The sequence below is a fragment of the Burkholderia seminalis genome (assembly GCF_001718535.1).
GTDB classification, from domain to species: Bacteria; Pseudomonadota; Gammaproteobacteria; order Burkholderiales; family Burkholderiaceae; genus Burkholderia; species Burkholderia seminalis.
Genome location: NZ_CP013398.1, coordinates 1,714,340 through 1,736,040, shown reverse-complemented (window position 1 = coordinate 1,736,040; position 21,701 = coordinate 1,714,340). Strand labels below are relative to the sequence as shown.

Annotated in this window: 25 protein-coding genes; 11 read left to right on the top strand and 14 right to left on the bottom strand. The window is 66.4% G+C overall.

Going from position 1 to position 21,701, the window contains the following annotated elements; translation table 11 throughout:
* Positions 1 to 82: 82 nt before the first annotated feature.
* Entirely contained in the window at positions 83 to 1,120 is a 1,038-nt protein-coding gene (locus WJ12_RS07920) for a sulfate ABC transporter substrate-binding protein (RefSeq protein WP_034186958.1), read from the bottom strand.
* Between the two features lie 264 nt (positions 1,121 to 1,384).
* Here WJ12_RS07920 and lexA point away from each other — a divergent pair, with 264 nt between their 5' ends.
* The 3 genes from lexA to WJ12_RS07905 are packed head-to-tail and all read left to right on the top strand — an operon-like array spanning position 1,385 to position 3,128.
* Positions 1,385 to 2,032: a transcriptional repressor LexA gene (gene lexA, locus WJ12_RS07915; RefSeq protein ID WP_006754655.1), complete on the top strand. Its 648-nt coding sequence runs from the start codon at positions 1,385 to 1,387 to the stop codon at positions 2,030 to 2,032.
* 26 nt (positions 2,033 to 2,058) lie between these two features.
* Positions 2,059 to 2,394 (top strand): hypothetical protein, encoded by a 336-nt coding sequence (locus WJ12_RS07910; protein ID WP_006476078.1) that lies wholly within the window; start codon positions 2,059 to 2,061, stop codon positions 2,392 to 2,394.
* 29 nt (positions 2,395 to 2,423) lie between these two features.
* A complete protein-coding gene (locus tag WJ12_RS07905; protein WP_059557773.1) occupies positions 2,424 to 3,128 on the top strand; it encodes a DUF2939 domain-containing protein in 705 nt (234 codons plus the stop codon).
* Between the two features lie 83 nt (positions 3,129 to 3,211).
* Here the strand turns inward: WJ12_RS07905 and WJ12_RS07900 are convergent, their stop codons facing one another.
* Positions 3,212 to 3,709, bottom strand: a complete 498-nt coding sequence (locus WJ12_RS07900; protein ID WP_034186961.1) for a universal stress protein — start codon at positions 3,707 to 3,709, stop codon at positions 3,212 to 3,214.
* A 332-nt stretch (positions 3,710 to 4,041) separates the two neighbouring features.
* Between WJ12_RS07900 and nodI the strand changes: the two genes are divergently transcribed.
* Together nodI and WJ12_RS07890 are read left to right on the top strand one after the other, a co-directional pair.
* A complete protein-coding gene (gene nodI, locus WJ12_RS07895) occupies positions 4,042 to 4,956 on the top strand; it encodes a nodulation factor ABC transporter ATP-binding protein NodI (protein ID WP_034186962.1) in 915 nt (304 codons plus the stop codon).
* A 6-nt stretch (positions 4,957 to 4,962) separates the two neighbouring features.
* A complete protein-coding gene (locus WJ12_RS07890) occupies positions 4,963 to 5,796 on the top strand; it encodes an ABC transporter permease (protein ID WP_034186963.1) in 834 nt (277 codons plus the stop codon).
* 37 nt (positions 5,797 to 5,833) lie between these two features.
* Here the strand turns inward: WJ12_RS07890 and WJ12_RS07885 are convergent, their stop codons facing one another.
* From WJ12_RS07885 to WJ12_RS07870, 4 genes are all read right to left on the bottom strand, one after another.
* Positions 5,834 to 6,256: a hypothetical protein gene (locus tag WJ12_RS07885; protein WP_059557774.1), complete on the bottom strand. Its 423-nt coding sequence runs from the start codon at positions 6,254 to 6,256 to the stop codon at positions 5,834 to 5,836.
* 96 nt (positions 6,257 to 6,352) lie between these two features.
* Positions 6,353 to 7,411, bottom strand: coding sequence for a permease (locus WJ12_RS07880; protein WP_069245625.1), 1,059 nt, complete (start codon positions 7,409 to 7,411; stop codon positions 6,353 to 6,355).
* The gene (mnmH, locus tag WJ12_RS07875; RefSeq protein ID WP_034186966.1) at positions 7,408 to 8,535 is read right to left on the bottom strand and encodes a tRNA 2-selenouridine(34) synthase MnmH; all 1,128 of its coding nucleotides are present in this window, start codon (positions 8,533 to 8,535) and stop codon (positions 7,408 to 7,410) included. Before mnmH ends, WJ12_RS07880 begins: the two co-directional genes overlap by 4 nt.
* Before the next feature lie 69 nt (positions 8,536 to 8,604).
* Positions 8,605 to 9,552, bottom strand: coding sequence for a LysR family transcriptional regulator (locus WJ12_RS07870; protein ID WP_059557776.1), 948 nt, complete (start codon positions 9,550 to 9,552; stop codon positions 8,605 to 8,607).
* A 165-nt stretch (positions 9,553 to 9,717) separates the two neighbouring features.
* On the opposite strand from WJ12_RS07870, the gene WJ12_RS07865 reads away from it, so the two are divergent.
* Together WJ12_RS07865 and WJ12_RS07860 are read left to right on the top strand one after the other, a co-directional pair.
* A complete protein-coding gene (locus WJ12_RS07865) occupies positions 9,718 to 11,139 on the top strand; it encodes a M20 family metallopeptidase (protein WP_059557778.1) in 1,422 nt (473 codons plus the stop codon).
* A gap of 35 nt (positions 11,140 to 11,174) precedes the next feature.
* Positions 11,175 to 12,461 carry an MFS transporter gene (locus tag WJ12_RS07860; RefSeq protein ID WP_034186968.1) on the top strand — a complete coding sequence of 429 codons (1,287 nt, stop codon included), beginning with the start codon at positions 11,175 to 11,177 and terminating at the stop codon, positions 12,459 to 12,461.
* A gap of 77 nt (positions 12,462 to 12,538) precedes the next feature.
* Here the strand turns inward: WJ12_RS07860 and WJ12_RS07855 are convergent, their stop codons facing one another.
* Entirely contained in the window at positions 12,539 to 13,591 is a 1,053-nt protein-coding gene (locus tag WJ12_RS07855; protein WP_059557780.1) for an NADP(H)-dependent aldo-keto reductase, read from the bottom strand.
* A gap of 146 nt (positions 13,592 to 13,737) precedes the next feature.
* The gene (locus WJ12_RS07850; RefSeq protein ID WP_034186970.1) at positions 13,738 to 14,175 is read right to left on the bottom strand and encodes a PaaI family thioesterase; all 438 of its coding nucleotides are present in this window, start codon (positions 14,173 to 14,175) and stop codon (positions 13,738 to 13,740) included.
* A gap of 176 nt (positions 14,176 to 14,351) precedes the next feature.
* Here WJ12_RS07850 and WJ12_RS07845 point away from each other — a divergent pair, with 176 nt between their 5' ends.
* Together WJ12_RS07845 and WJ12_RS07840 are read left to right on the top strand one after the other, a co-directional pair.
* Positions 14,352 to 14,840: a winged helix-turn-helix transcriptional regulator gene (locus WJ12_RS07845; protein WP_034186971.1), complete on the top strand. Its 489-nt coding sequence runs from the start codon at positions 14,352 to 14,354 to the stop codon at positions 14,838 to 14,840.
* 140 nt (positions 14,841 to 14,980) lie between these two features.
* Entirely contained in the window at positions 14,981 to 15,604 is a 624-nt protein-coding gene (locus WJ12_RS07840; RefSeq protein ID WP_059557782.1) for a phospholipase D family nuclease, read from the top strand.
* 150 nt (positions 15,605 to 15,754) lie between these two features.
* Here WJ12_RS07840 and WJ12_RS36345 read toward each other — a convergent pair whose 3' ends face one another.
* Positions 15,755 to 15,970, bottom strand: a complete 216-nt coding sequence (locus WJ12_RS36345) for a hypothetical protein (protein WP_059557784.1) — start codon at positions 15,968 to 15,970, stop codon at positions 15,755 to 15,757.
* A gap of 263 nt (positions 15,971 to 16,233) precedes the next feature.
* On the opposite strand from WJ12_RS36345, the gene WJ12_RS07830 reads away from it, so the two are divergent.
* Positions 16,234 to 17,205, top strand: coding sequence for a sensor domain-containing diguanylate cyclase (locus tag WJ12_RS07830; RefSeq protein WP_034186974.1), 972 nt, complete (start codon positions 16,234 to 16,236; stop codon positions 17,203 to 17,205).
* A gap of 65 nt (positions 17,206 to 17,270) precedes the next feature.
* On the opposite strand, the gene WJ12_RS07825 is transcribed toward WJ12_RS07830, so the two are convergent.
* The 4 genes from WJ12_RS07825 to WJ12_RS07815 all read right to left on the bottom strand — a co-directional run bounded on the left by WJ12_RS07825 (position 17,271) and on the right by WJ12_RS07815 (position 19,304).
* On the bottom strand, positions 17,271 to 17,744 hold the full coding sequence (locus WJ12_RS07825) for a VOC family protein (RefSeq protein ID WP_034186975.1): 474 nt from the start codon (positions 17,742 to 17,744) through the stop codon (positions 17,271 to 17,273).
* 178 nt (positions 17,745 to 17,922) lie between these two features.
* Entirely contained in the window at positions 17,923 to 18,462 is a 540-nt protein-coding gene (locus tag WJ12_RS07820) for a hypothetical protein (RefSeq protein WP_059557867.1), read from the bottom strand.
* A 103-nt stretch (positions 18,463 to 18,565) separates the two neighbouring features.
* On the bottom strand, positions 18,566 to 18,805 hold the full coding sequence (locus tag WJ12_RS37085) for a hypothetical protein (protein ID WP_082744692.1): 240 nt from the start codon (positions 18,803 to 18,805) through the stop codon (positions 18,566 to 18,568).
* A gap of 190 nt (positions 18,806 to 18,995) precedes the next feature.
* Positions 18,996 to 19,304, bottom strand: a complete 309-nt coding sequence (locus tag WJ12_RS07815) for a hypothetical protein (protein WP_034187035.1) — start codon at positions 19,302 to 19,304, stop codon at positions 18,996 to 18,998.
* A 185-nt stretch (positions 19,305 to 19,489) separates the two neighbouring features.
* Between WJ12_RS07815 and WJ12_RS07810 the strand changes: the two genes are divergently transcribed.
* Positions 19,490 to 20,233: a DUF695 domain-containing protein gene (locus WJ12_RS07810; RefSeq protein WP_059557786.1), complete on the top strand. Its 744-nt coding sequence runs from the start codon at positions 19,490 to 19,492 to the stop codon at positions 20,231 to 20,233.
* A gap of 775 nt (positions 20,234 to 21,008) precedes the next feature.
* Here the strand turns inward: WJ12_RS07810 and WJ12_RS07805 are convergent.
* Entirely contained in the window at positions 21,009 to 21,410 is a 402-nt protein-coding gene (locus WJ12_RS07805) for a hypothetical protein (RefSeq protein WP_034186977.1), read from the bottom strand.
* Positions 21,411 to 21,701 lie beyond the last annotated feature (291 nt).

The window sequence follows — 21,701 nt, the reverse complement described above, 5'->3', positions numbered from 1 at the left end:
CGCAAACGCCGGCGCAGTGAATCGCGCCGGCGGGCCGTCGGGGAGGCGGCGCGCTGCGTGGCGCGCCGCTGTCGTTATGGCGTTACTGCGGCTTGTAGATCGAGTCGAACACGCCGCCGTCCGCGAAATGCGTCTTCTGCGCATTCGTCCAGCCGCCGAACGTGTCGTCGACCGTGTACAGCTTCAGCTTCGGGAACTGCTTCGTCAGTTCCGCCGGCACGTTCTTCGAACGCGGCCGGTAGTAGTTGCGCGCCGCGATCTCCTGGCCCTGCGGGCTGTACAGGAAGTTCAGGTACGCTTCGGCCAGCTTGCGCGTGCCCTTCTTGTCGACCACCTTGTCGACCACCGCGACGGGCGGCTCGGCCAGGATGCTCACCGACGGCACGACGATCTCGAACTTGTCGGTGCCGAATTCCTTCACCGACAGGAATGCCTCGTTTTCCCACGCGATCAGCACGTCGCCGATGCCGCGCTGCACGAAGCTCGTCGTCGCGCCCCGCGCGCCCGAATCGAGCACGCCGGCGTTCTTGTAGAGCTTCGTGACGAATTCCTTGGCCGTCTGCTCGTTGCCGCCCGGCTTGTGCACCGCGTACGCCCATGCCGCCAGGTAGTTCCAGCGTGCGCCGCCCGACGTCTTCGGGTTCGGCGTGACGATCGAGATGCCCGGCTTGGTCAGGTCGTCCCAGTCCTTGATCCCCTTCGGATTGCCCTTGCGCACCAGGAACACGATCGTCGACGTGTACGGCGACGCGTTGTCGGGCAGGCGCTTCTGCCAGTCCTTGTTCACGAGCCCCTTGTTCGCGAGCGCGTCGATGTCGTACGCGAGCGCCAGCGTGACGACGTCGGCCTGCAGGCCGTCGAGCACCGAGCGCGCCTGCGCGCCCGACCCGCCGTGCGACTGCTTGAAGTTGACGGTCTCGCCCGTCTTCGCCTTCCACTCCTTGCCGAACGCCTGGTTGAAGTCCTGATACAGCTCGCGCGTCGGGTCGTACGACACGTTCAGGAACGTCGTATCGGCCTGGGCATGCGTCGCGACGCCCAGCGCCGCCGCCGCGCCCAGCGCGAGTGTTGCGATCAGGCGGCCCACTCCGCCCACCAGCCCCGTATTGCGCTTCGCCATCCTTGGTTCTCCAGTGTTGTCGGTATTGCGATGTCGGGCCAGTCTAGCGAACGGGTTACATGATTAAAAATAATCGTTCCTCATTTTTTAATACTCAAAAGTGCTAACGCAGACGGGACGGACGGTTGCGGCAGATAAACCGCCGTCGGGGCGTCGCAAAATCACGCCGGAACCGGCGCGATCGCGTCGAACCTCACGTAACACTTGAAATTCGCGAAGTACTGTATAAAAATACAGCTCACTGTCTATCCATACAGTTGAGCCATGACCAAACTCACCGCCCGTCAGCAGCAAGTGTTCGACTTGATCCGTCGCGCGATCGAGCGCTCCGGATTCCCGCCCACCCGTGCCGAGATCGCGGCCGAGCTGGGCTTCAGTTCGCCGAATGCGGCCGAGGAGCACCTGCGCGCGCTGGCGCGCAAGGGCGTGATCGAGCTGGCCGCCGGCGCGTCGCGCGGCATCCGCCTGCTCGGCATCGACGACGCCCCGCATCAGTTCACGCTGCCGCACGCCGGCCTGATGCAGCTGTCGCTGCCGCTCGTCGGCCGCGTCGCGGCCGGTAGCCCGATCCTCGCGCAGGAGCACATCTCGCAGCACTACGCGTGCGATCCCGCGCTGTTCACGAGCAAGCCCGACTACCTGCTGAAGGTGCGCGGCCTGTCGATGCGCGACGCCGGCATTCTCGACGGCGACCTCCTCGCCGTGCAGAAGCGCACGGAGGCAAAGGACGGCCAGATCATCGTCGCGCGTCTCGGCGACGACGTCACGGTCAAGCGCCTGATGCGCCGGCCTGGCGGTCTCGAGCTGATCGCGGAGAACCCGGATTACGAAAACATCTTCGTCAAGGCCGGCAGCGCGGAGTTCGCGCTGGAAGGCATCGCCGTCGGACTGATCCGATCAGGCGAACTCTGACATTCCGTCTCGCTGAGGAGAACATCATGGAACGCCTTGCCCGTCTGCTGCCTTTCCGTCAATTCGGCCGCCTGCGTCATCTGCGCGGCCGCACGCCCTGCGCACCGCTGTCCGCGGCCGCGCCCGTGCAAGAAGAAGTCGCAGTCGAACGGCAGGCGTCCCTGCTGCCGTCGGCGCTCCCCGCGTTCGCGCGGGTATCGCTGAACGCCGGCCTGAATCATGCGGAACCCGCGCGCCGGGCGCCGGTGCGCGTCTATCACGGCCGTTCGCGGCTGATCATGGTCGGCACGATCGACGCCGTATGCCGGATGATCGACCGCTGCATCGCGGAGGAACGATCGGCTACGCCGGGTGGTCTCTGATTGCGGAACATCCCCGCACCGGAGGCAACGTGACTGGATCGTCGGGCCGCGCATGGCGGCTCAAGCCCCTGCTGATCGTCGTGCTGGCCGTCGCCGTCGTGGCGGCGGTCGGCTACGCGTACGCGTCGCCGTACGTCGCGCTCGGTCGTCTGAAATCGGCGATCGACGCGCGCGACGCGCAGGCCATCAGCGAATACGTCGATTTTCCGTCGCTGCGCATCAGCCTGAAGCAGCAGGTGACGGAAGAGTTGATGCGCCGGATCGACGCGGTGAAGAAGAACAATCCGTTCGCGGTGATCGGCGCGCTGATCGGGTCCGCACTGATCGGCCCGCTGGTCGATGCGTACGCGACGCCGGAGGGCGTGGCCGCGCTGATGAGCGGATTGCCGCCGCGCGGCAATCCGGGCGAGCGTCCGCCCGAATGGTCGAATCAGCCGCAAGTCGATGCGTCAGCCGACACGCCCGCCCGTCCGGCGCCGGCGAGCGCCGCCGGCCCCGTCAGCAACGCGGCCGCAACGGCTGCGTCATCACCCGCATCCACGTCTGCCGCGCCGGCCAGCGCGGGCGATGCAACGCATCCGCCGCATCAGCAGCAAACCAGCGCGGGATACCGGAATATCGATGAATTCGTCGTCACGTACCAGCGCAGCGCCGACGGCACGCGCTATGCGGCGATATTCCACCGCTTCGCCCTGTTCTCGTGGAAATTGTCCGCGATCGACCTGCACGCGTAGCAGGCTGCGCGGTACCCGCACCGCTGATGCAGCGGCGCCCGACCGGCTCGCAGCGCCGGTCGGGCCGTCATCGCATCATTCGATCATTTGCCGTTCGCGATGGCCGCTTCACGCTCGCGCGCGATTTCTTCCTTCTGCTCCTGCGCGGACGAACACGCCACCAGGATGCTGCAGTTCACGCGATCGAGCAGTTGCGTATTGCCCGACCCCATCCACCATCTCGACAGCCCGCTGCGGCACCGGTGGCCGACGACGACGAGATCGACCTTCAGTTCCGTCGCGAGATTCGCGATTTCGTCGATCGGATAACCGAATGCGAAATGGCCTTCGGCCTGCACACCGCGCTCACGCAGCCAGTTCACGCCTTCCTGCAGGATTTCCCGCGCGGTTTCCTCGAACCGGCCGCACGCGACGTCCGTCAGCAGACCTGCGCTTTGCGCAATGCTCGAACGCATGTCGACAACCGACAGCAAGTGCGTCTCCGCCTTCAGGTCCATTGCGAGATTGGCACCGCAGCGCAGTGCCTTGCGCCCTTCGAGCGTGCCGTCGTAACACAGCAAAATCTTGTTGTAACTGGCCATGAAACCTCCCTATCGCGACAACGAGCCTACGCATTCATCATGGTGCGCCGCAATTCAGGATGCAAGGGATGGAAAACGCTGATTCGCCCCGCTCGGCGCGTGCGCGATGATGCAGTGCACGATCGGTGCCCGCATGCATCGCACCGTGCAGGCATGCCCTGAAGAGACGCAGCCGATGCACTAGAATGGCCCGTTCGTACTCCAGCGGGCCATCGCCACGCCGGCGTCGCGCGCTTCGGTCATGCCCGTGTGACACGCATTCGCGCGATCCGTTCGCTTGCCGGCCACGCATCGGATAGCCACGCGCGCCCGCTTACAACGACAACATGCCCATGTCCGTCGCACCGATCGATTTCCGCAACGTCGAAAAACGCTATGGCGACAAGCTCGTCGTCAACGGCCTGTCCTTCAACGTGCAGGCCGGCGAATGCTACGGCCTGCTCGGCCCGAACGGCGCCGGCAAGACCACCACGCTGAAGATGCTGCTCGGTCTCGCGCATCCCGATGCCGGCACCATTTCCCTGTGCGGCGAACCGGTTCCGTCGCGTGCGCGGCATGCACGCCAGCGCGTCGGTGTCGTCCCGCAGTTCGACAATCTCGACCCCGACTTCACCGTCCGCGAGAATCTGCTCGTGTTCAGCCGCTATTTCGGGATATCGGCGCAAGCCGCGCGCGCACTCGTACCGCCACTGCTCGAATTCGCGAAGCTCGAGAGCAAGGCCGAGGCGAAGGTCGGTGAACTGTCGGGCGGCATGCGGCGTCGCCTCACGCTCGCCCGCGCGCTCGTCAACGATCCCGACGTGCTGGTGCTCGACGAACCGACGACGGGCCTCGATCCGCAAGCGCGGCACCTGATGTGGGAGCGCTTGCGCTCGCTGCTCGCGCGCGGCAAGACGATCCTGATCACGACGCACTTCATGGAAGAAGCCGAACGCCTGTGCGACCGGCTATGCGTGATCGAGGAAGGCCGCAAGATCGCCGAGGGCGCGCCGCACGCGCTGATCGAATCGGAGATCGGCTGCGACGTGATCGAGATCTACGGGCCGGATCCGGCCGCGCTGCGCGACGAGTTGTCGGCATTCGCGAAGCGCACCGAGATCAGCGGCGAGACGCTGTTCTGCTATGTGAGCGACGCGGAGCCGCTCAGCGCGAGACTCAAGGGTCGCACGGGGTTGCGCTATCTGCACCGCCCGGCCAATCTGGAAGATGTATTCCTGCGGCTCACGGGCCGCGAAATGCAGGACTGATCGATCATGGACGTGCGCAACTATTCCGCCGCCACACCGTCCGCGCCTTCGCGCGAATCACGCTTCGCGATCGCGATGCCCGCGAACGCCACCAACTGGATTGCCGTCTGGCGCCGCAACTATCTCGTCTGGCGCAAGCTCGCGCTCGCATCGATGTTCGGCAATCTTGCCGATCCGATGATCTATCTGTTCGGGCTGGGTTTCGGGCTCGGCCTGATGCTCGGCCACGTCGACGGGGTGTCGTATATCGCGTTCCTCGCGGCCGGCACGGTCGGGTCGAGCGTGATGATGTCCGCGAGCTTCGAGTCGATGTATTCGGGTTTCTCGCGGATGCACGTGCAGCGTACCTGGGAAGCGATCATGCATACGCCGCTCGCGCTCGGCGACATCGTGCTCGGCGAGATCGTCTGGGGGGCCAGCAAGGCGATGCTGTCGGGGGTCGCGATCATGCTGGTCGCGGGTGCGCTCGGCTATGCGCGATTTCCGTCGATGCTCGCGGCGCTGCCCGTGATCGCGCTCGCGGGTCTCGCGTTTGCCAGCGTCGCGATGATCGTGACGGCGCTTGCGCCGTCCTACGATTTCTTCATGTTTTATCAGACGCTCGTGCTGACGCCGATGCTGCTGCTGTCGGGCGTGTTCTTCCCGATCACGCAGTTGCCGCCGGTCGCGCAGCACGCCGCCCAGGCGCTGCCGCTCGCGAACGCGGTCGAACTGATCCGGCCCGCGATGCTCGGCCGCCCGGCAACCGACATCGCGTTGCACGTCGCGGTGCTCGCCGGCTACGCGGTCGGCGGATTCGTGCTGTCCGCGTGGCTGTTCCGGCGGCGAATGATGCGCTGACGGCCGGCGCACCAGGCGCCGGTCTGATGCGACGACGTTACTCGTCGTCGTCGCTCCACGGGATCTCGACGTCGGTCAGGAACGCGACGGTCGCGAGCGGGCCGCCTTCCTGGCGACCGAGCTTGCCGTCCGCGCGATGCCATTCGACGCGGAACTGCGTACCCGGATCGTCGGCCACCAGATAGACCGAGCGCAGCTCTTCCTTGTCGGCGTCCTCCACCGGGCCGTCGAACGACACCAGCATCTTCTGCGGCCACACGCCGTTGACGGGATCGTAAATGCGGTCGCCCTGCGGAATGTCGATGCTGGCCTCGACGCCGATCGTTGCGGAGGCCTCGATGATCATCGTGCCGAGTGCGTTCAACACGGCAGTCGCCCGCGCGGAATTGGCCTGGCGGATCGCGAGATCGCCGCGCGTCAGCGCCTTTTCGAGTCGAGGATGAATCTTCGGTTGGGTCATGCGTTTTCCTGTTTGCTTCTTGTAAAGGGCACCGCGCGCGTGAAGCGGCGGCGCCGGATGAATATGAATACGGCTATCGCACCGGGCCTGCGCGCGTCAGAACCCGAGCGCGAGCGCGAGCAAGCCGCTCACGATCCCGAATACGACAACGAGCGTCGCGACGATCGCCAGCATGTACGGCTTGAACGAGCGCGCGAGCATCGCGAGCGACGGCACGCTGATCGGCGGCAGCGTCATCAGCAGCGCGGCGGCCGGGCCGACACCCATGCCGAGCGACAGCATCGCCTGGATGATCGGCACCTCGCCGGCCGTCGGGATCACGAACAGCATGCCCGCGACCGCGAATGCGACGATCCAGCCGAGATGATTGCCGATGTCCGGGCCGATATGCGGGAACAGCCATGCGCGCGCGGCGCCAAGCAGCAGCACGAGCACGATGTATTCGGGCACGAGTCGCACGGCCATGCGCGCGAGCAGCTTCACCCAGCGGACGAACGGATTGCCGGCCGCGGCCTGCTCGGCCGCCAGCGCGGCGAGCTGCGCATCGTCGATGCTGCGGTCTTCAGACCGCGCGATGCGGTTCAGCAGATAGCCGATCCCGAACACCATCGCGATACCGAGCACGAGGCGCAGCGCGCTCCAGTGCCAGCCGAGCACGAAACCCATGAACACCAGCGCGGCCGGGTTCAGCACCGTGTTGCCGAGCCAGAACGCGACCGCGCCGCCCGGCGACGCATGGCGTGCGCGCAGCCCCGCGACGACCGGCGCCGCGCAGCACGTGCACATCATCCCGGGCAGCGACAGCAGGCCGCCCGCGGCAACGCTGCCGAATCCGGTCCGGCCCAGCACGCGCGCGACCCAGTGCGCGGGCAGCAGCGCCTGCACGGCCGAGCCGAGCAGCAGGCCGAGCACCATCGCCTGCCAGATCGCCTTGCCGTACGCCCAGGCGTAGTCGAGCGCGGCCTTCAACGACGGCTCGGGGGCGCTCGCCGACGTGCCCATCAGGATCGACTGGCCGATCGAATGGTGCTCGGCGGCGACGAACGCCTTGTTGTAGTACGGAAACCATTTCACATAGAACAGTCCCGCGACCGCGATCAGCAGGAAGGTCATCCAGCCGAGCGCCGGATTGGGTTGGGTGCGTGTGGTCGTCATCGTGTAGTCGTCGATTGGTCTTTGTCGGTTTTGGATTGCGTGCCTGCGGCAAGCGCGGCCGATGCGGGCAACCCGGCTCGCGCGAGTTCGGCCAGCAGCGTGCGCGCCTGATCGCGCACGTCGGCGGCGTTGGGCCGGAACGTGAACGTCAGCGCCCGGTTCGGCTTGTTGTAGACCGCGCGGTAGGTTCGTGCGTAGGCGGGATCGTAATGCCTGTCGATCAGTTCGGTGAACAGTTCGGCGCGCGCGTTCGCATCGATCAACGCCTTCCAGTGCGTCACCTGTTCACGGCTATGCAGGCCGATCAGCCGATGAAGTTGCGCCTTGAACGCGTCCGGTTCGTCGAACAGGTGCGCGTAATCGTCGAGAAGGAACGCGATCCGTTCGTCGTGCGCCGCCTCGACATGTACCCACGGGCCTGCATGAAACGCTTCGATCAGCGCGATCGGCAACTGCACGAGCCCGATCCTGCGGCTTTCCGATTCGACGAACACCGGCCATTCGGGGTCGAAACGTGCAAGCGTTTCGACGAGCCCCGAATCGAACCCCTTCTGCGCGGGCTGCGGCTTGCCCGGCAGCGCGCCGAGCAGCGAGCCGCGATGGCACGCGAGCGCCTCGAGATCGAGCGTCTGTGCGCCTACGTCGCGCAATGCGTTCAGCAGGCGCGTCTTGCCGCAGCCGGTATGGCCGACGAGCGCGATGTAGCGAAAGCGCGTCGGCAGCGAATCGAGCGTCGCGCACACCGACTGGCGGTACGACTTGTACCCGCCGTCGAGCTGGCGCGCCTTCCAGCCGATCAGGTTGAACCAGGTCGTCATCGAACCCGAGCGCTTGCCGCCGCGCCAGCAGTAGATCAGCGGCCGCCAGTTGCGCGGCCGGTCGGCGAACGTCGTGTCGAGATGGCGCGCGATGTTGCGCGCGACCATCGCCGCCCCGACGCGCGTCGCCTCGTACGGCGATACCTGGCGGTACATCGTGCCGACGAGCACGCGCTCCTCGTTGCTGAGCACGGGCGCGTTCAGCGCGCCGGGGATATGATCCTCGGCGAACTCGAGCGGCGTGCGCACGTCGATGATCTCGTCGAACTCGCCGGCGCGATCGAGGGTGACAATCAGGTTCTTCAATTTGGCGTCGAACAGGGGCGATGCGGCTCGAAGAGCCGCATGGGCACGGAAGGCGGATTGACGATTATCTCACGGCCGGCGTCTCGGGCCGCGCACGGCCGTCGGCGGCGTCGATGCAACCCGCATCGCGTCGATGAGGTGGTCGCGGAACGCACGTACCGACGCGGGCAGATCGCGCCCCGCCATCGTCTGCACCTGGATGCTGCGCTCGCGCAGCTGCGGGTTCGTCACGGGCACGACGACGAAACCGTCCGCATCGAAACGGTCGCGTACCGACAGCAGCCCCGTGAACATCACCGCCCCCGTGCGCCGCGCGTAGCCGTACATCGCCGCCGTGTTGTTGCTCGTCAGTTCGGGCTCGAGCAGCAGCCCGTCGAGCGCACACGCAATGTCGATCAGCTGACGCACCGTCGTGCCGGCCTCGGGCAGCACATGCGCGTGCCGCGCGACATCGGCGAGCGACACCGCGTCGCGCGTCGCGAGCGGATGATCGTGCCGCACCAGCGCGAAGATCGGCGCGCGCTCGGTATGCTCGACGCGCACGCCCTTCTCCGGTGCAAGACTGAACGTCAGCGCGATGTCCGCATCGCCGTCGCGCACGCGCCGCGTCGCTTCCGCCGGCGACACAACCCACATGGTGAAATCGACACCCGGGTGGCGCGCCTTGAAGCTTGCGAGCGCGCCGGGCAGAAAATCGATCGCGAACCCTTCGGAACACGCGATCTTCAGCAGGCTGCCGTGCAGCGCGTCGAGGCCGCCGATGTCCTTCATCACGTGCTCGGCTTCCAGCAGGCTGCGCTGCGCGAACGCCAGCAGCCGCTCGCCGGCCTCCGACAGCGCCATCCCGCGCGGCCGCCGCTCGAAGAGCGGCGCGCCGAGCTCGCTCTCGAGCTTCGCGATCTGCCGGCTGATCGCCGACACGGCCACGTGCAGCCGCGCGGACGCGTCGCTGATCGAGCCGGTGCGCGCCACTTCGACGAAATACCGCAACGCCAGGCCATGCAGGAAAGCCGCCATCGTTCTGTCTCCGCGCCGCATCCGGCCGCGCCGCTTTGCCTTTTCGGCAAAGAAAGGTTCGAAATTCGATCATTGTGACAAAAAAAACGGCTTCCTAGAATCGATCGCACTTCACGTTGCATGCGCGGTCCGCGCGTGTAGCGCCCCCGTCAGAGGAGATACGACTTGAGCCGTACCGCCGCCATCCAGCACGCGCTGAACCAGTTCGAATCCGGCGCGTTCTTCACGACCCTGAGCCGCCGCGTCGGCCTGCGCACCGAAAGCCAGGACAGCGGCAACGACGCCGCGCTGCGCGCGTACCTGACCGACGAGATCGCACCCGAGGCCGCCCGCCTCGGCTTCACCTCGCGGATCGTCGACAACCCCGTCGCTGGCGGCGGCCCGTTCCTGCTCGCGTCGCGCCAGGAAGACGATGCACTGCCGACCGTGCTGATCTACGGCCACGGCGACGTCGTGCGCGGCTACGACGCGCAGTGGCGCACGCCGCTGTCGCCGTGGACGCTGACGGCCGACGGCGACCGCTGGTATGGCCGCGGCAGCGCCGACAACAAGGGCCAGCACACCATCAACCTCGCCGCGCTCGCAAGCGTGCTCGACGCACGCGGCGGCCGGCTCGGCTTCAACGCGAAACTGCTGATCGAAATGGGCGAGGAAACGGGGTCGCCGGGGCTCGACGCGCTGTGCCGCCAGGCGCGCGACGCGCTCGCGGCCGACGTGCTGATCGCGTCCGACGGCCCGCGCATCGCCGCCGCGCGCCCGACCGTGTTCCTCGGCTCGCGCGGCTCGGTCAACTTCAAGCTGAGCCTGCGCGCCCGCGACGGCGCACACCATTCCGGCAACTGGGGCGGGTTGTTGCGCAATCCGGCGATCGTGCTCGCGCATGCGCTTGCGAGCCTCGTCGACGCGCGCGGCGCGATTCGCGTCGAGGGACTTCGCCCGCCGCCGATCCCGGCCGCCGTGCGCGACGCGCTCGCCGACCTTTCCGTCGGCGGCGGCCCGGGCGACCCGGCCCTCGATGCCGACTGGGGCGAGCCCGGCCTCACCGCGGCCGAGCGCGTGTTCGGCTGGAACACGTTCGAGATCCTCGCATTCAAGGCCGGCAATCCCGAGCATCCCGTCAATGCGATCCCGCCCGTCGCGTACGCGCACTGCCAGTTGCGTTTCGTCGTCGGCACCAACTGGGAAGCGCTGCATGCGCACCTGCGCGCGCACCTCGACGCGCACGGGTTCACCGACATCGAAATCGACGTCGAACGCGGCGCGCCGGCCACGCGTGTGCCGCCGGACGATCCGTGGGTCCGCTGGGCCGTCGCGTCGCTGGCGCGCACCACCGGCAAGAAGCCCGCGATCCTGCCGAATCTCGGCGGCACGCTGCCGAACGAGGTGTTCGCCGACACGCTCGGGCTGCCGACGCTATGGGTGCCGCACTCGTACCCGGCGTGCTCGCAGCACGCACCCGACGAGCACCTGCTCGCGAGCGTCGTCAGCGAGGGGCTGCAGATGATGGCCGGCCTCTTCTGGGATCTCGGCGACGACGCGCCGCCCGTTCGCCGCGCGGCATCCGCCGCGGCCGGCGCCGCCCTGTAACGCGCTTTGCTCCTTTCTCGGGACCTGCCCATACGATGAACACGACCACCCTGACCTCGCAGGACGCCGCCCGCCCCAGCGCGGCGAAGATCCGGCGCATCATCTTCGCGGCGTCGATCGGGAACGCGCTCGAATGGTTCGACCTGATCGTCTACGGCTTCTTCGCGGTGACGATCGCCAAGCTGTTCTTCCCCGCGACGAGCGAAGCGACGTCGCTGATGCTGACGCTCGGCACGTTCGGGCTGTCCTACCTGATCCGGCCGATCGGCGGTTTCGTGCTCGGTGCCTATGCGGACCGCGCGGGCCGCAAGGCATCGCTGCTGCTGTCGATCGCGATGATGATGGCCGGCACGTTGCTGATCGCGCTGATGCCGACCTACGCGTCGATCGGCATTCTCGCGCCGCTCGGGATCATGCTGTCGCGGTTGATGCAGGGCTTTTCCGCCGGCGGTGAATTCGCGAGCTCGACCGCGTTCCTCGTCGAACACGCGCCGCAGCGGCGCGGCTTCATGTCGAGCTGGCAGTTCGCGAGCCAGGGCCTCGCAACGCTGCTCGCGTCGGGCTTCGGCGCATTGCTGACGGCCACGCTGACACCCGCGCAGCTCGAAAGCTGGGGCTGGCGCGTGCCGTTCCTGTTCGGGCTCGCGATCGGCCCGGTCGGGCTGTATATCCGCCGTTATGTCGACGAAGGCGTCGAGTTCAAGACGCAGGCGCGCTCCGAAGCGCCGGTGCGCGAGCTGTTCGCGGAGCAGAAGGTGCGGGTGCTGCTGTCGATCGGCGCGCTCGTGATCTCGACCGCGATCAACTACATGATCCTGTACATGCCGACTTACGCGATCAAGCAGCTCGGGCTGCCTGCGTCGACCGGATTCGCGGCAACGCTCGCGACCGGCTTCGTGCTGACGCTCGTCACGCCGGTCGTCGGCCATCTGTCAGACAGCACCGGGCGCATCCGCATGATGGCGGCCGCGGCACTGCTGATGCTCGTCACCGTGTGGCCGACGTTCGCGTGGCTGACACATCACGCGTCGTTCGCGACGATGCTCGCCGCACTGGTCTGGATCGGCGTGCTGAAGGCGATGTACTGCGGCGCGCTGCCGGCGCTGATGGCCGAACTGTTCCCGTCGCAGACGCGCGCAACGGGGCTCGCGGTCAGCTACAACACGGGCGTCACGTTGTTCGGCGGCTTTGCGCCGTTCATGATCACCTGGCTGATCAGCGCGACCGGCAACCGGCTGTCGCCCGCGCTCTATCTGATGGGCTGCGCGGTGCTGAGCCTCGCCGCGCTGTTCGTCGCGCGCACGCGGCTCAAGATGCGATAACCCGGGCAGCGGCAGCGCATCGCTGCGCCGCCGGTGCGGCCCGTCGCGGCATCGCTGCCGCCCGGGCCGCGCGCCGTTTACGGCGCCGGGTTCGGCTGCCGTTCGTGCAGCGCGTCGATCTCGGCAAGGATCTCGTCGGACAGTTTCACGTCGATGCTGCCGATGTTCTCCTTCAACTGCTCGAGCGACGTCGCGCCGACCAGGTTGCTGCGCACGAACGGCCGGCTGTTGACGAACGCGAGCGCGAGCTGCGCGGGCGACAGCCCGTGGCGCTGCGCGAGCGCGACGTAACGCGACGTCGCCTCGACGGCCTGCGGCTTGCTGTAGCGCTGGAAGCGCTCGAACAGCGTGATGCGCGCACCGGCCGGACGCGCGCCGTTCTCGTACTTGCCGGACAGCCAGCCGAACGCGAGCGGCGAGTACGCGAGCAGGCCCACGCCGTCGCGATGCGTGAATTCCGACAGCCCGTTCTCGAACGTGCGGTTCAGCAGGCTGTACGGATTCTGGATGCTCGCGATACGCGGCAGCCCGAGTTTCTCGGCCGCGCGCAGGAACTGCGCGACGCCCCACGGCGTTTCGTTCGACACGCCGATCGCGCGCACCTTGCCGGCCTTCACGAATTCCGCGAGCACACCGAGCGTTTCCTCGATCGGCACCGTGTAGGCGTCGTCGACCCACGGATACGCGGGACGGCCGAACGTCGTCGTGCTGCGATCGGGCCAGTGCAGTTGATAGAGGTCGACATAGTCGGTCTGCAGCCGCTTGAGACTGCCGTCGAGCGCTTCGGTCAGGTTCTTGCGATCGAACTGGTTGCCCTCGCCGCGGATATGGCGCGGGTTGTGCGGCTGCCGCGCGGGGCCCGCGATCTTCGTCGCGAGCACGATGCGCTCGCGCTGCGCACGATGCTGAGCGAGCCAGGTGCCGATGTACTGCTCGGTGCGGCCTTGCGTGTCGGGCTTCGGCGGCACCGGATACATCTCCGCGGCATCGATCAGCGTCACGCCCTGCGCGATCGCGTAGTCGATCTGCTCGTGCGCGTCGCGCTCCGAGTTCTGTTCGCCCCACGTCATCGTGCCGAGCCCGATCAGGCTGACCTCGATGCCCGAATCGCCGAGTGTGCGGTATTCCATGCTGTTCCTGTCGCGTCGGTGGAAAGCAGAAACGCTATCACATTGAAGCGACCGCTTCAGATGTGCGCCGCGCACGCTTACAAGCCGCCTTCGACGCCGCCCGGCGCGTCCCCCGCGGGCCCGGACGGCAGCGTTGCGGCCCGCCGTTACTGCGGCCGCTGGATAAAGCAGGTCGCCGACGCATGCGCGACGATCTTGTCGTCCGGCGTCTTCAGCGTCCCCTCGGCGACGCCCAGCGAACGCGACAGGTGAATCACGCGCCCTTCCGCGACCAGATCGACGTCGCGCGGCACCGGCCGCAGCATCTTCACGTGCAGGTCGACCGTGCCGTAGCCGACGCCCGCGTCGAGCATCGAATGCACCGCGCACCCCGTGACCGAATCGAGCACCGTCGCGGCGAACCCGCCATGCACGCCGCCGAGCGGATTCAGGTGACGGCCGTCCGCCCGCGCGGAAAACTTCACGTAACCGAGTTCGACGTCGAGCGGGCGCATCGGAATCGTCTCGGAAATCGACGCGAGCGGCGCATCGCCCGAGACGGCTGCGCGCAGCAGATCAAGACCTGACAGGGAAAGCGGATTCATCGGGTTGTCTCCGGGTTGAAAGCGCGTCGCCGCGCGAGTAAGTTCTAAATTGGAACTCATTATTGACAACGATGCCGGCCGTTGTCAACGCAGCCGCGCCTGTGACAATCGAAGGCGGGTTCTATAATCGAACCCGCTATTTCGCTGAACCGCAGCAAGACGCAAGAGACTCGACGATGAAATGGGATGACATCGGCACGCTGAACTGTTCGGTCGCGCGCGCGCTCGCCGTGCTCGGCGACCGCTGGACCATGCTGATCCTGCGCAACGCGTTCCTCGGCTGCCGCCGCTTCGATGCGTTCCAGACCCAGCTTGGCCTCACGCGCCACGTGCTGGCCGAACGGCTCGCGCGGCTCGTCGACGAAGGCGTGCTGGTCAAGCGTGCGTATCAGGAGCGGCCGCCGCGCTTCGAATACCGGTTGACGGACAAGGGCCGCGACCTCTATCCGGCGCTGCTGGCGCTGACGGCATGGGGCGATCGCTGGAAGGACGACGGCCAGGGGCCGCCGGTGCAATTGCGCCACCGTACCTGCGGCCAGCTGATGCATGCGGTCACCGTTTGCTCGGCCTGCGGCGAACCACTCGATGCGCGCGACGTGCAACCCGAGCCCGGCCCCGGGTGGATCGCTGCGCGCGAAACCGGCACGCCGACAGTCGAGGATTGACGCGCGACGCAACTTCACTGCATCGCCTCTGCCGCGAGCGAACATCGCGCGGGCGATCGCGTCGCGATACGCGCGTGACCGCGCTGCTACGTCTGCGTTACACTCACGGCCCGCTGTCTCGAAATTATTCGCTGTCCAAGATGTTGTCGCGCAATCGCCTCGCCGCTGCCTGTCTCGCCGCCTCCCTGCTCGCCACACCCTTCGCCGCCTTCGGCAAGACGCAAAGTGAATCGCTGCTCCAGCAGGCGATCGACCTCGTGTCGCGATGGCTGCCGACGCCCACGCACGAAGCGCCCGCGACGCAGGTGGTCGAATCGGCGTTCTCGCCCGACGGCGGCGCCGAGGCACTCGTGCTGAAAGCGATCGGCGCCGCGCGCAGTTCGATCCGCGTGGCCGCGTATTCGTTCACGTCGCCGCCCGTCACGCGCGCACTGCTCGACGCGAAGCGACGCGGCGTCAATGTCGCGGTGGTCGTCGACGACAAGGGCAACCGTGCCAAGAGCAGCAAGCAGGCACTGAACCTGCTCGTCAACGCCGGCATCCCGACCCGCACGATCGACACCTATGCGATCCACCACGACAAGTACCTCGTGATCGACGCCGAACACGTCGAAACGGGTTCGTTCAACTATTCCGCGTCGGCGGCCAGCCGCAATTCGGAAAACGTCGTCGTGGTCTGGAACAATCCGCGACTCGCGTCGCGCTACCTCACGCACTGGCAAAGCCGCTTCGACCAGGGCGCGCCGTACCGCTCCAGCTACTGACGCACGCCACGGGCTGGGCGCCGCTTCCCGATACCCCGCGCTCGCACCGCCGTGATGCAGATGATCGGCGAGCGTGACGCGACGCTCAATTCGGCCGAATGGCCAGTCGCCGCTTCACGCCTCGAACGACATGCGCGCCGGACGGCGCAGTCAATGGATTTCAGCGATCCGTCCTGTCGCGGCACCGGCCTGCGTGGTCGGGGCACAGCGGTTCGCGTGCCCGTCCACGCTGCTTGCCGGCGTCGTCGACACAGCAGGCAGCGCATTGCGCACGCAATCCGTGCTGAACGCCAGGGTGTTCTGAACCATCGGGTAAAGAAGATACAGCGCAAATGCGAGATAACCCGCGTACAGAATTCGAACCATGGGGCGGTGGGCTGCGAAGAACGATTGGACTCGCCCTATTTACGGCATTGCACCGCGCACCTTGAGACATCGCGCAGCCGATTCTGCATCGTGATGCAACGCAGACGCATGCCACCCGCTTCTCACTGCATCTGCGTCGATCGGGACAGCGTCGGGAATGCCCGTCACCGAGGGGCGGGTTGGCGACGCGCCGAATAATGCGCGATACTGTCCAACATACGATCCTGTGACCGGCCTTGCAGCCGGGACAAGCGACCAGGCCCATGCAAATCGCACCGAAACCGGCCAACGAGGCGGCTCGACTCGACGCGCTGCATTCGCTGTCGATCCTCGACACGCCGCCCGAAGAGCGATTCGACCGCTTGACGCGTCTCGCGCGCCGGCTGTTCGATGTACCGATCGCGCTCGTCAGCCTCGTCGACGAGAATCGTCAGTGGTTCAAGAGCCACGCGGGCCTCGACGCCACGCAGACATCGCGCGACGTATCGTTCTGCGCGCACGCGCTGCTCGCGGGCGACACGATGGTCATCCAGGACGCACTGAACGACGGCCGCTTCCACGACAACCCGCTCGTCACCGGCGCACCGGGCATTCGCTTCTACGCCGGCCGGCCGCTCGCGGCACCGAACGGCGCCCCCATCGGCACGCTCTGCCTGATCGACACGCGGCCGCGTTCGCTCGAACCCGAAGAACTCGCCCTGCTCGGCGATCTCGCCCACATGACGGAACGCGAAATCGCTGCGCTGCATTTCGCGACCACCGACGAACTCACGCAACTGACGAACCGGCGCGGCTTCGAGATCCTCGCCCGTCATGTGCTGAGCCTGTGCGACCGCCTCGGCCGTCACGCGGTGCTGCTGTTCTTCGACCTGAACGATTTCAAGGCGATCAACGATCGCTTTGGCCATGCCGAAGGCGATCGTGCGCTCAAGACGTTCGCCGACACGTTGACCGGTGCGCTGCGCGACAGCGACGTGATCGCACGGCTCGGCGGCGACGAGTTCGTCGTGCTGCTGAGCGCCACCGATCCGGCCGACGTCGTCGAGCCGGTCGAACGCGTGACGCAGGCGCTCGCCTTGCGCAACGCGGCCGACGCACGCGGCTACGCGATCCGGTTCAGCGTCGGCCACGTCGCGTACGATCCCGCCCGCCATCCGGGCGTGGCCGACCTGCTCGCATCGGCAGATCAACTGATGTACGAGGACAAGCAGCGCGGCAAGATGACCGGCGCGTAACCGCGGCAAGCCGGCCGCGGGTACTTGCCGCCGCCCCGCCGTTCAGCCGCGGGGGCGCCGCTGCGTCAGCTCCCGCAGGGCGGCGCGCTGGCCATGGCCTCCGCGATCTGCTCGGGCGTCAGGTCGCGCTGATGCGTCGCGAGTGACCAGCGATGGCCGAACGGATCCTCGACCTGGCCGTAACGATCGCCCCAGAACATGTCGGCGGCCGGCATCGTGACCGTCGCACCGGCTGCGACCGCCTTCGCGATCGCCGCATCGGTGTCCGGTACGTACAGATGCAGGCAGACCGACGTGCCTTTCAGCGCCTTCGGCCCGAGCGCGCCGTGTTCGGGCATTTCATCCACCAGCATCAGCGTCGAATCGCCAATCGTGAGGCACGCGTGCGCGAGCCGGCCGTCAGGCATTGCCAGGCGAAACTGTTCGACTGCATTGAATGCGCGCTTGTAGAAGTCGATGGCGGCTGTCGCGCCGGCGCAGATCAGGTGCGGCGTCAGCGTGCGCATCCCTTCCGGGATCGGTTTGACGGACGTGGACATGGGTGTCGCTCCTTCAGTCGGTTGTCGTATCGAAAATCGGGACGGACGCGCGATGCGCACGCCTCCGATGCTACGACGGACGACCACGGCGGAATTCGACACGACGCCCCGCCTATTTTTTGTTTTTTCGCATCGCGGGTCGCGCGAGCGCCCGAATCGGGCGCCGTCACCCCCGCCGTCACCCCATTCGGTCGGCCCGCTCATCAGGCGCGCCGAACTGACGGCGGCATGCCTCCAGCAATCCGGCCACCGCGTCGAGTGGAAGATCGACAAACCGGGCAATCGGCAGCATCACGCCACCCGGCACCCTGGTGCGCGACGAATGCGGCGAGAACTGGTAGCCGATGTAGCGATTTCCGGCCACGCTGATGATCCGGAATTCGGTGACGTCGCGCCATGGCGTGACGGGTTTTTCACGCGCGGCCCCGATCAGCCTGAAGCCTGTCTCGTCGATATGCAGCGCCATCTTGCGCCGCGACGCGAAGAAGAAGGCCGCGCTGGCCAGCGCCAGCATCGCGGCCAGCGCCGCCACGGGCCAGAGTGCCGGATCGGCCGCATAACCGCACAGGCTCGCCACGGCCAGCACCGCACACACCACCGCCCTTCTCTTCAGGCTCCTGCCATCGACCGCCAGCGTCATTGGCAACTGGCCGATGACCGTTCCCTCGGCGGGATCGACATGCAGGCCGAAATCGTCTGTTACGTGTTCGTCGTTCATTACTCGCTGGCTCGCGTCGACGGCAACCGGCCCATCGACGCGGGTGCCCAATCAGGATTCCAGTCTTGCTTACGCGGCATGCGCCCCGCGCCGACGGCGCCGGTCAATTGCACACCTTGACGGTACCGTTGGTCGTGCACTGACCGACGGCCCAGTGACTCTGCCCTGCCAGATGAGGTGCCATGCCCATGCCGCGAATCGGCTGGGCCGGCGACGCTGCCGGCACGGTTGCCGATGCGGTCTCGGGCGACGGCGGCGGAAGCGGCGCTTCGGGCGCGGCCTGGCAGGCTGCGAGCGCCAGACAAAGTGCGGATCCCAACGGAGCGATAACAGGCCTGGACATGATCTCGTACGCGTTTGCGCGATTCGATTCGGATACCGGCTCGCCGAACCTCGCGCGCCCCTCCTGACCGTTCGGCGCAACCCGCATGCAGTATGGCGACGATTCGATACTACGCCTCGCGATCAGTGTCGTGCTAGCGGCCGTTCGGCCAGGTTCCGCAGTCGACGCCGCAGCGCGCGCGCCGGTCCGCTCAGATTTGCGGAAGATCGCGCAACGTGCGCGACTCGCTCGTTGCATCGATGTCGAGCTCGATGCCTTCCGACGCATCGCGATACAGCACGCGTTTCAGCCTGGGCCCGATCGCGGTGGCGTCCGATGCCGAAAAGATCGCGCGGACATCGCTGCCGGACGCAAGCGCGCGTGCCACGTCCGCCACCGGCGCCTCGCTCGGCGTCGCCGCCCACGACCGGTCGGCCGGATTCACGGCCGCCCAGCGCACGTGCGTCACGCGCGCGCTGAGCGGATCGATTCGGACACCATTCACCGCAAACATCGACATCGGAATCTCCTTCGGATTTTTCTCGCGGCCCGCCACACGCCTGCGGAAAGCCGCAGTCGGCCGCGGCTATCGCCGACGTTCGCGCGCGGCACGCGATCATGCGCGCGTCGCTGCCCACGCGATTTTCGATGATACATTGGGACGCTTTGCAACCGTCAACAGACAATCGTGTACGGGAGAAACACATGACCGACGCCTGGGGAACCTTCCCTGCCAGAATGGGCGACCATCAGGCTTTCATCAGCTTCAACCACAGCTTCGCGGAAATCGCCGAAGGCGATCCGCGCACGTCGCTGCTCACCGTGCGCGTTCCGTTCGCGCATCCGACGCCCGAAGGCCTGCCGGCCGGCGACGAATTCGCCGACCTGGCAAAGATCGAGGATCTGCTGGACACGGCGATCACCGCGAAAGGCGGCGTGCAGGTCGGCCGCATCACCGTCGACGGCAACCGGGATTTCCTGTTCTACGTGCCGTTCGACGAAGAGGCTGCGGCCGAGATCGTCGACGCGCTGGCCGAACAGACGACCTACGCGCTTCAGTACGCGCACCAGGACGATCCGGACAAGGCATCGTACTGGCAGACCCTATACCCGACCGACGACGACTGGCAGATGATGCGCGACATGCGCGTACTGGATGCGCTGCGGCAGAAAGGCGACGCCAGCGACGTGAGCCGGCGTGTGATGCACTGGGCGTACTTCCCGGACCCGAGCGACGCGCACCAGTTCGCGGACTGGGCCGAAGGGAAAGGCTATCCGGTCGAGTCGGTCGCGCCGACCGAGGACGGCAAGTCGGCCGTACGGTTTTCGCACGAAGGCACGATGGCGCTGGCCGACATCACGCGTCACACGATCGCGATCAATCGCGAGGTGCGTTCACTCGGCGGGGAATACGACGGATGGGAAACCAGCGTCGAACAGGCTGGCTGAGCGGATTGGCATGTCCGTCGCGCACGACGTGACGCGACGCGTCCGGCGCAAAAAACATCCCGGCAGCGTTGTGACACGCCGCCGGGATCAAGGCATCGCCGGCCGAAACCGGCGATGGGCCTGAGGGTTCGCTCAGGCACGAGGAAAACGATGCGTGCGGATCAGGCGAACGGTTGCCGAGGCGCGCCGTGGGTGCCATCGCGCAGCCTGCCGAACGCCTGTCCGGTTCCGCCGACGCGGTCTTCCGGCGTCGGACGGGCAAAAAGCCCCCGCTCCTGCGCGAGCGAGCGGGGAAATAGTTGACCGGGCCGGGGAAGAACGGTCAACCGGCCAAATTGTGATCGCGGGTCACAAGACGGTCTGTGCGGCAACTCACCCTTTGATGACATGCGGCAACGGGCGACAGCCTCATGAGCCGGGCGCGAAATTCCCGGTCGATTGCCGGGCGATACTCGGGTATGTCGACGATTCAGGAAATTTCTGCCTTCATTGAACGGCATGGCCATGCGGCCCACCAGGTCGGCAGCGATTTTGATCAATGTCAGCCGTTACCGGCGTTTTTCTTTTCATGTCTGGTCTTCTATTTTTTTAGTTCACGCGGACGTCCTCGGAATCGGGCCAGTTTCCGGTAAATCACGCGCATTGTCAAAGCAGGTTTATTCTATTTTTCACGCGACGTGATTCCGGCTGCATTTTCTCGCGCCTGATTTTATGAATTGGCGTTTTTCGAACGCAATAGCATAAATCACATCGGAAACGCGGCAACCCGGTTTCATCATCCAGGCGCGCTGCTGGAAAACCAGTCGGCAACCATGTCGATCCAGTCCGGATCGCTGACGATTTCAACGACGGTTTCGCCGACGATTTCGGCAGCCGATGCGTCCGTCGCCACGCCGCCCCCGGAAACCGCCGCACCGGCCTTCGCGATCTCGGTGGATGCGCCGGACCGCGGGTCGGCAAGCCGTTCCAGCCAGTCGACGATATTGGCGCGCGCATCTTCTTCGTCGGCGAAGTCGTTGCGCGCGAGAAAGCGATCGAACACGATCCAAGCGAGCGTCTTGCCACGTGAGTCGGATTCGAGTCGCCAGTCGACGACGGCTGTCCGGCCGGACGCCCTGATTTCGAGCGTCGCGGTGAAGCAGTAATCGAGATACTCGATCTCAAGTTTCGACGACATGATTTGCGCCCGTCACTCCGCCCTCTCCAGTCTCATGACGAACCACGCGTGCCGCATTGCGCGCCACTGCGTGAATCTTGCATGACTGTTACAACGTATGTCCTTCCGACTGGCAGTATCACGATAGTCTCGCCCCCTGTCGATATCGACTGCCGATGCATGACCGCCGCTACTTTGCCACCGGCTTTCCCTGCCCCTGCGCCTATGCGGCGAGTCGTTCCGTTTTTCCATTCCGCGTATCGACCTGCTCCGTTGCCGTGATCGCACTGCTAAACTCGAACCCAAGAACCC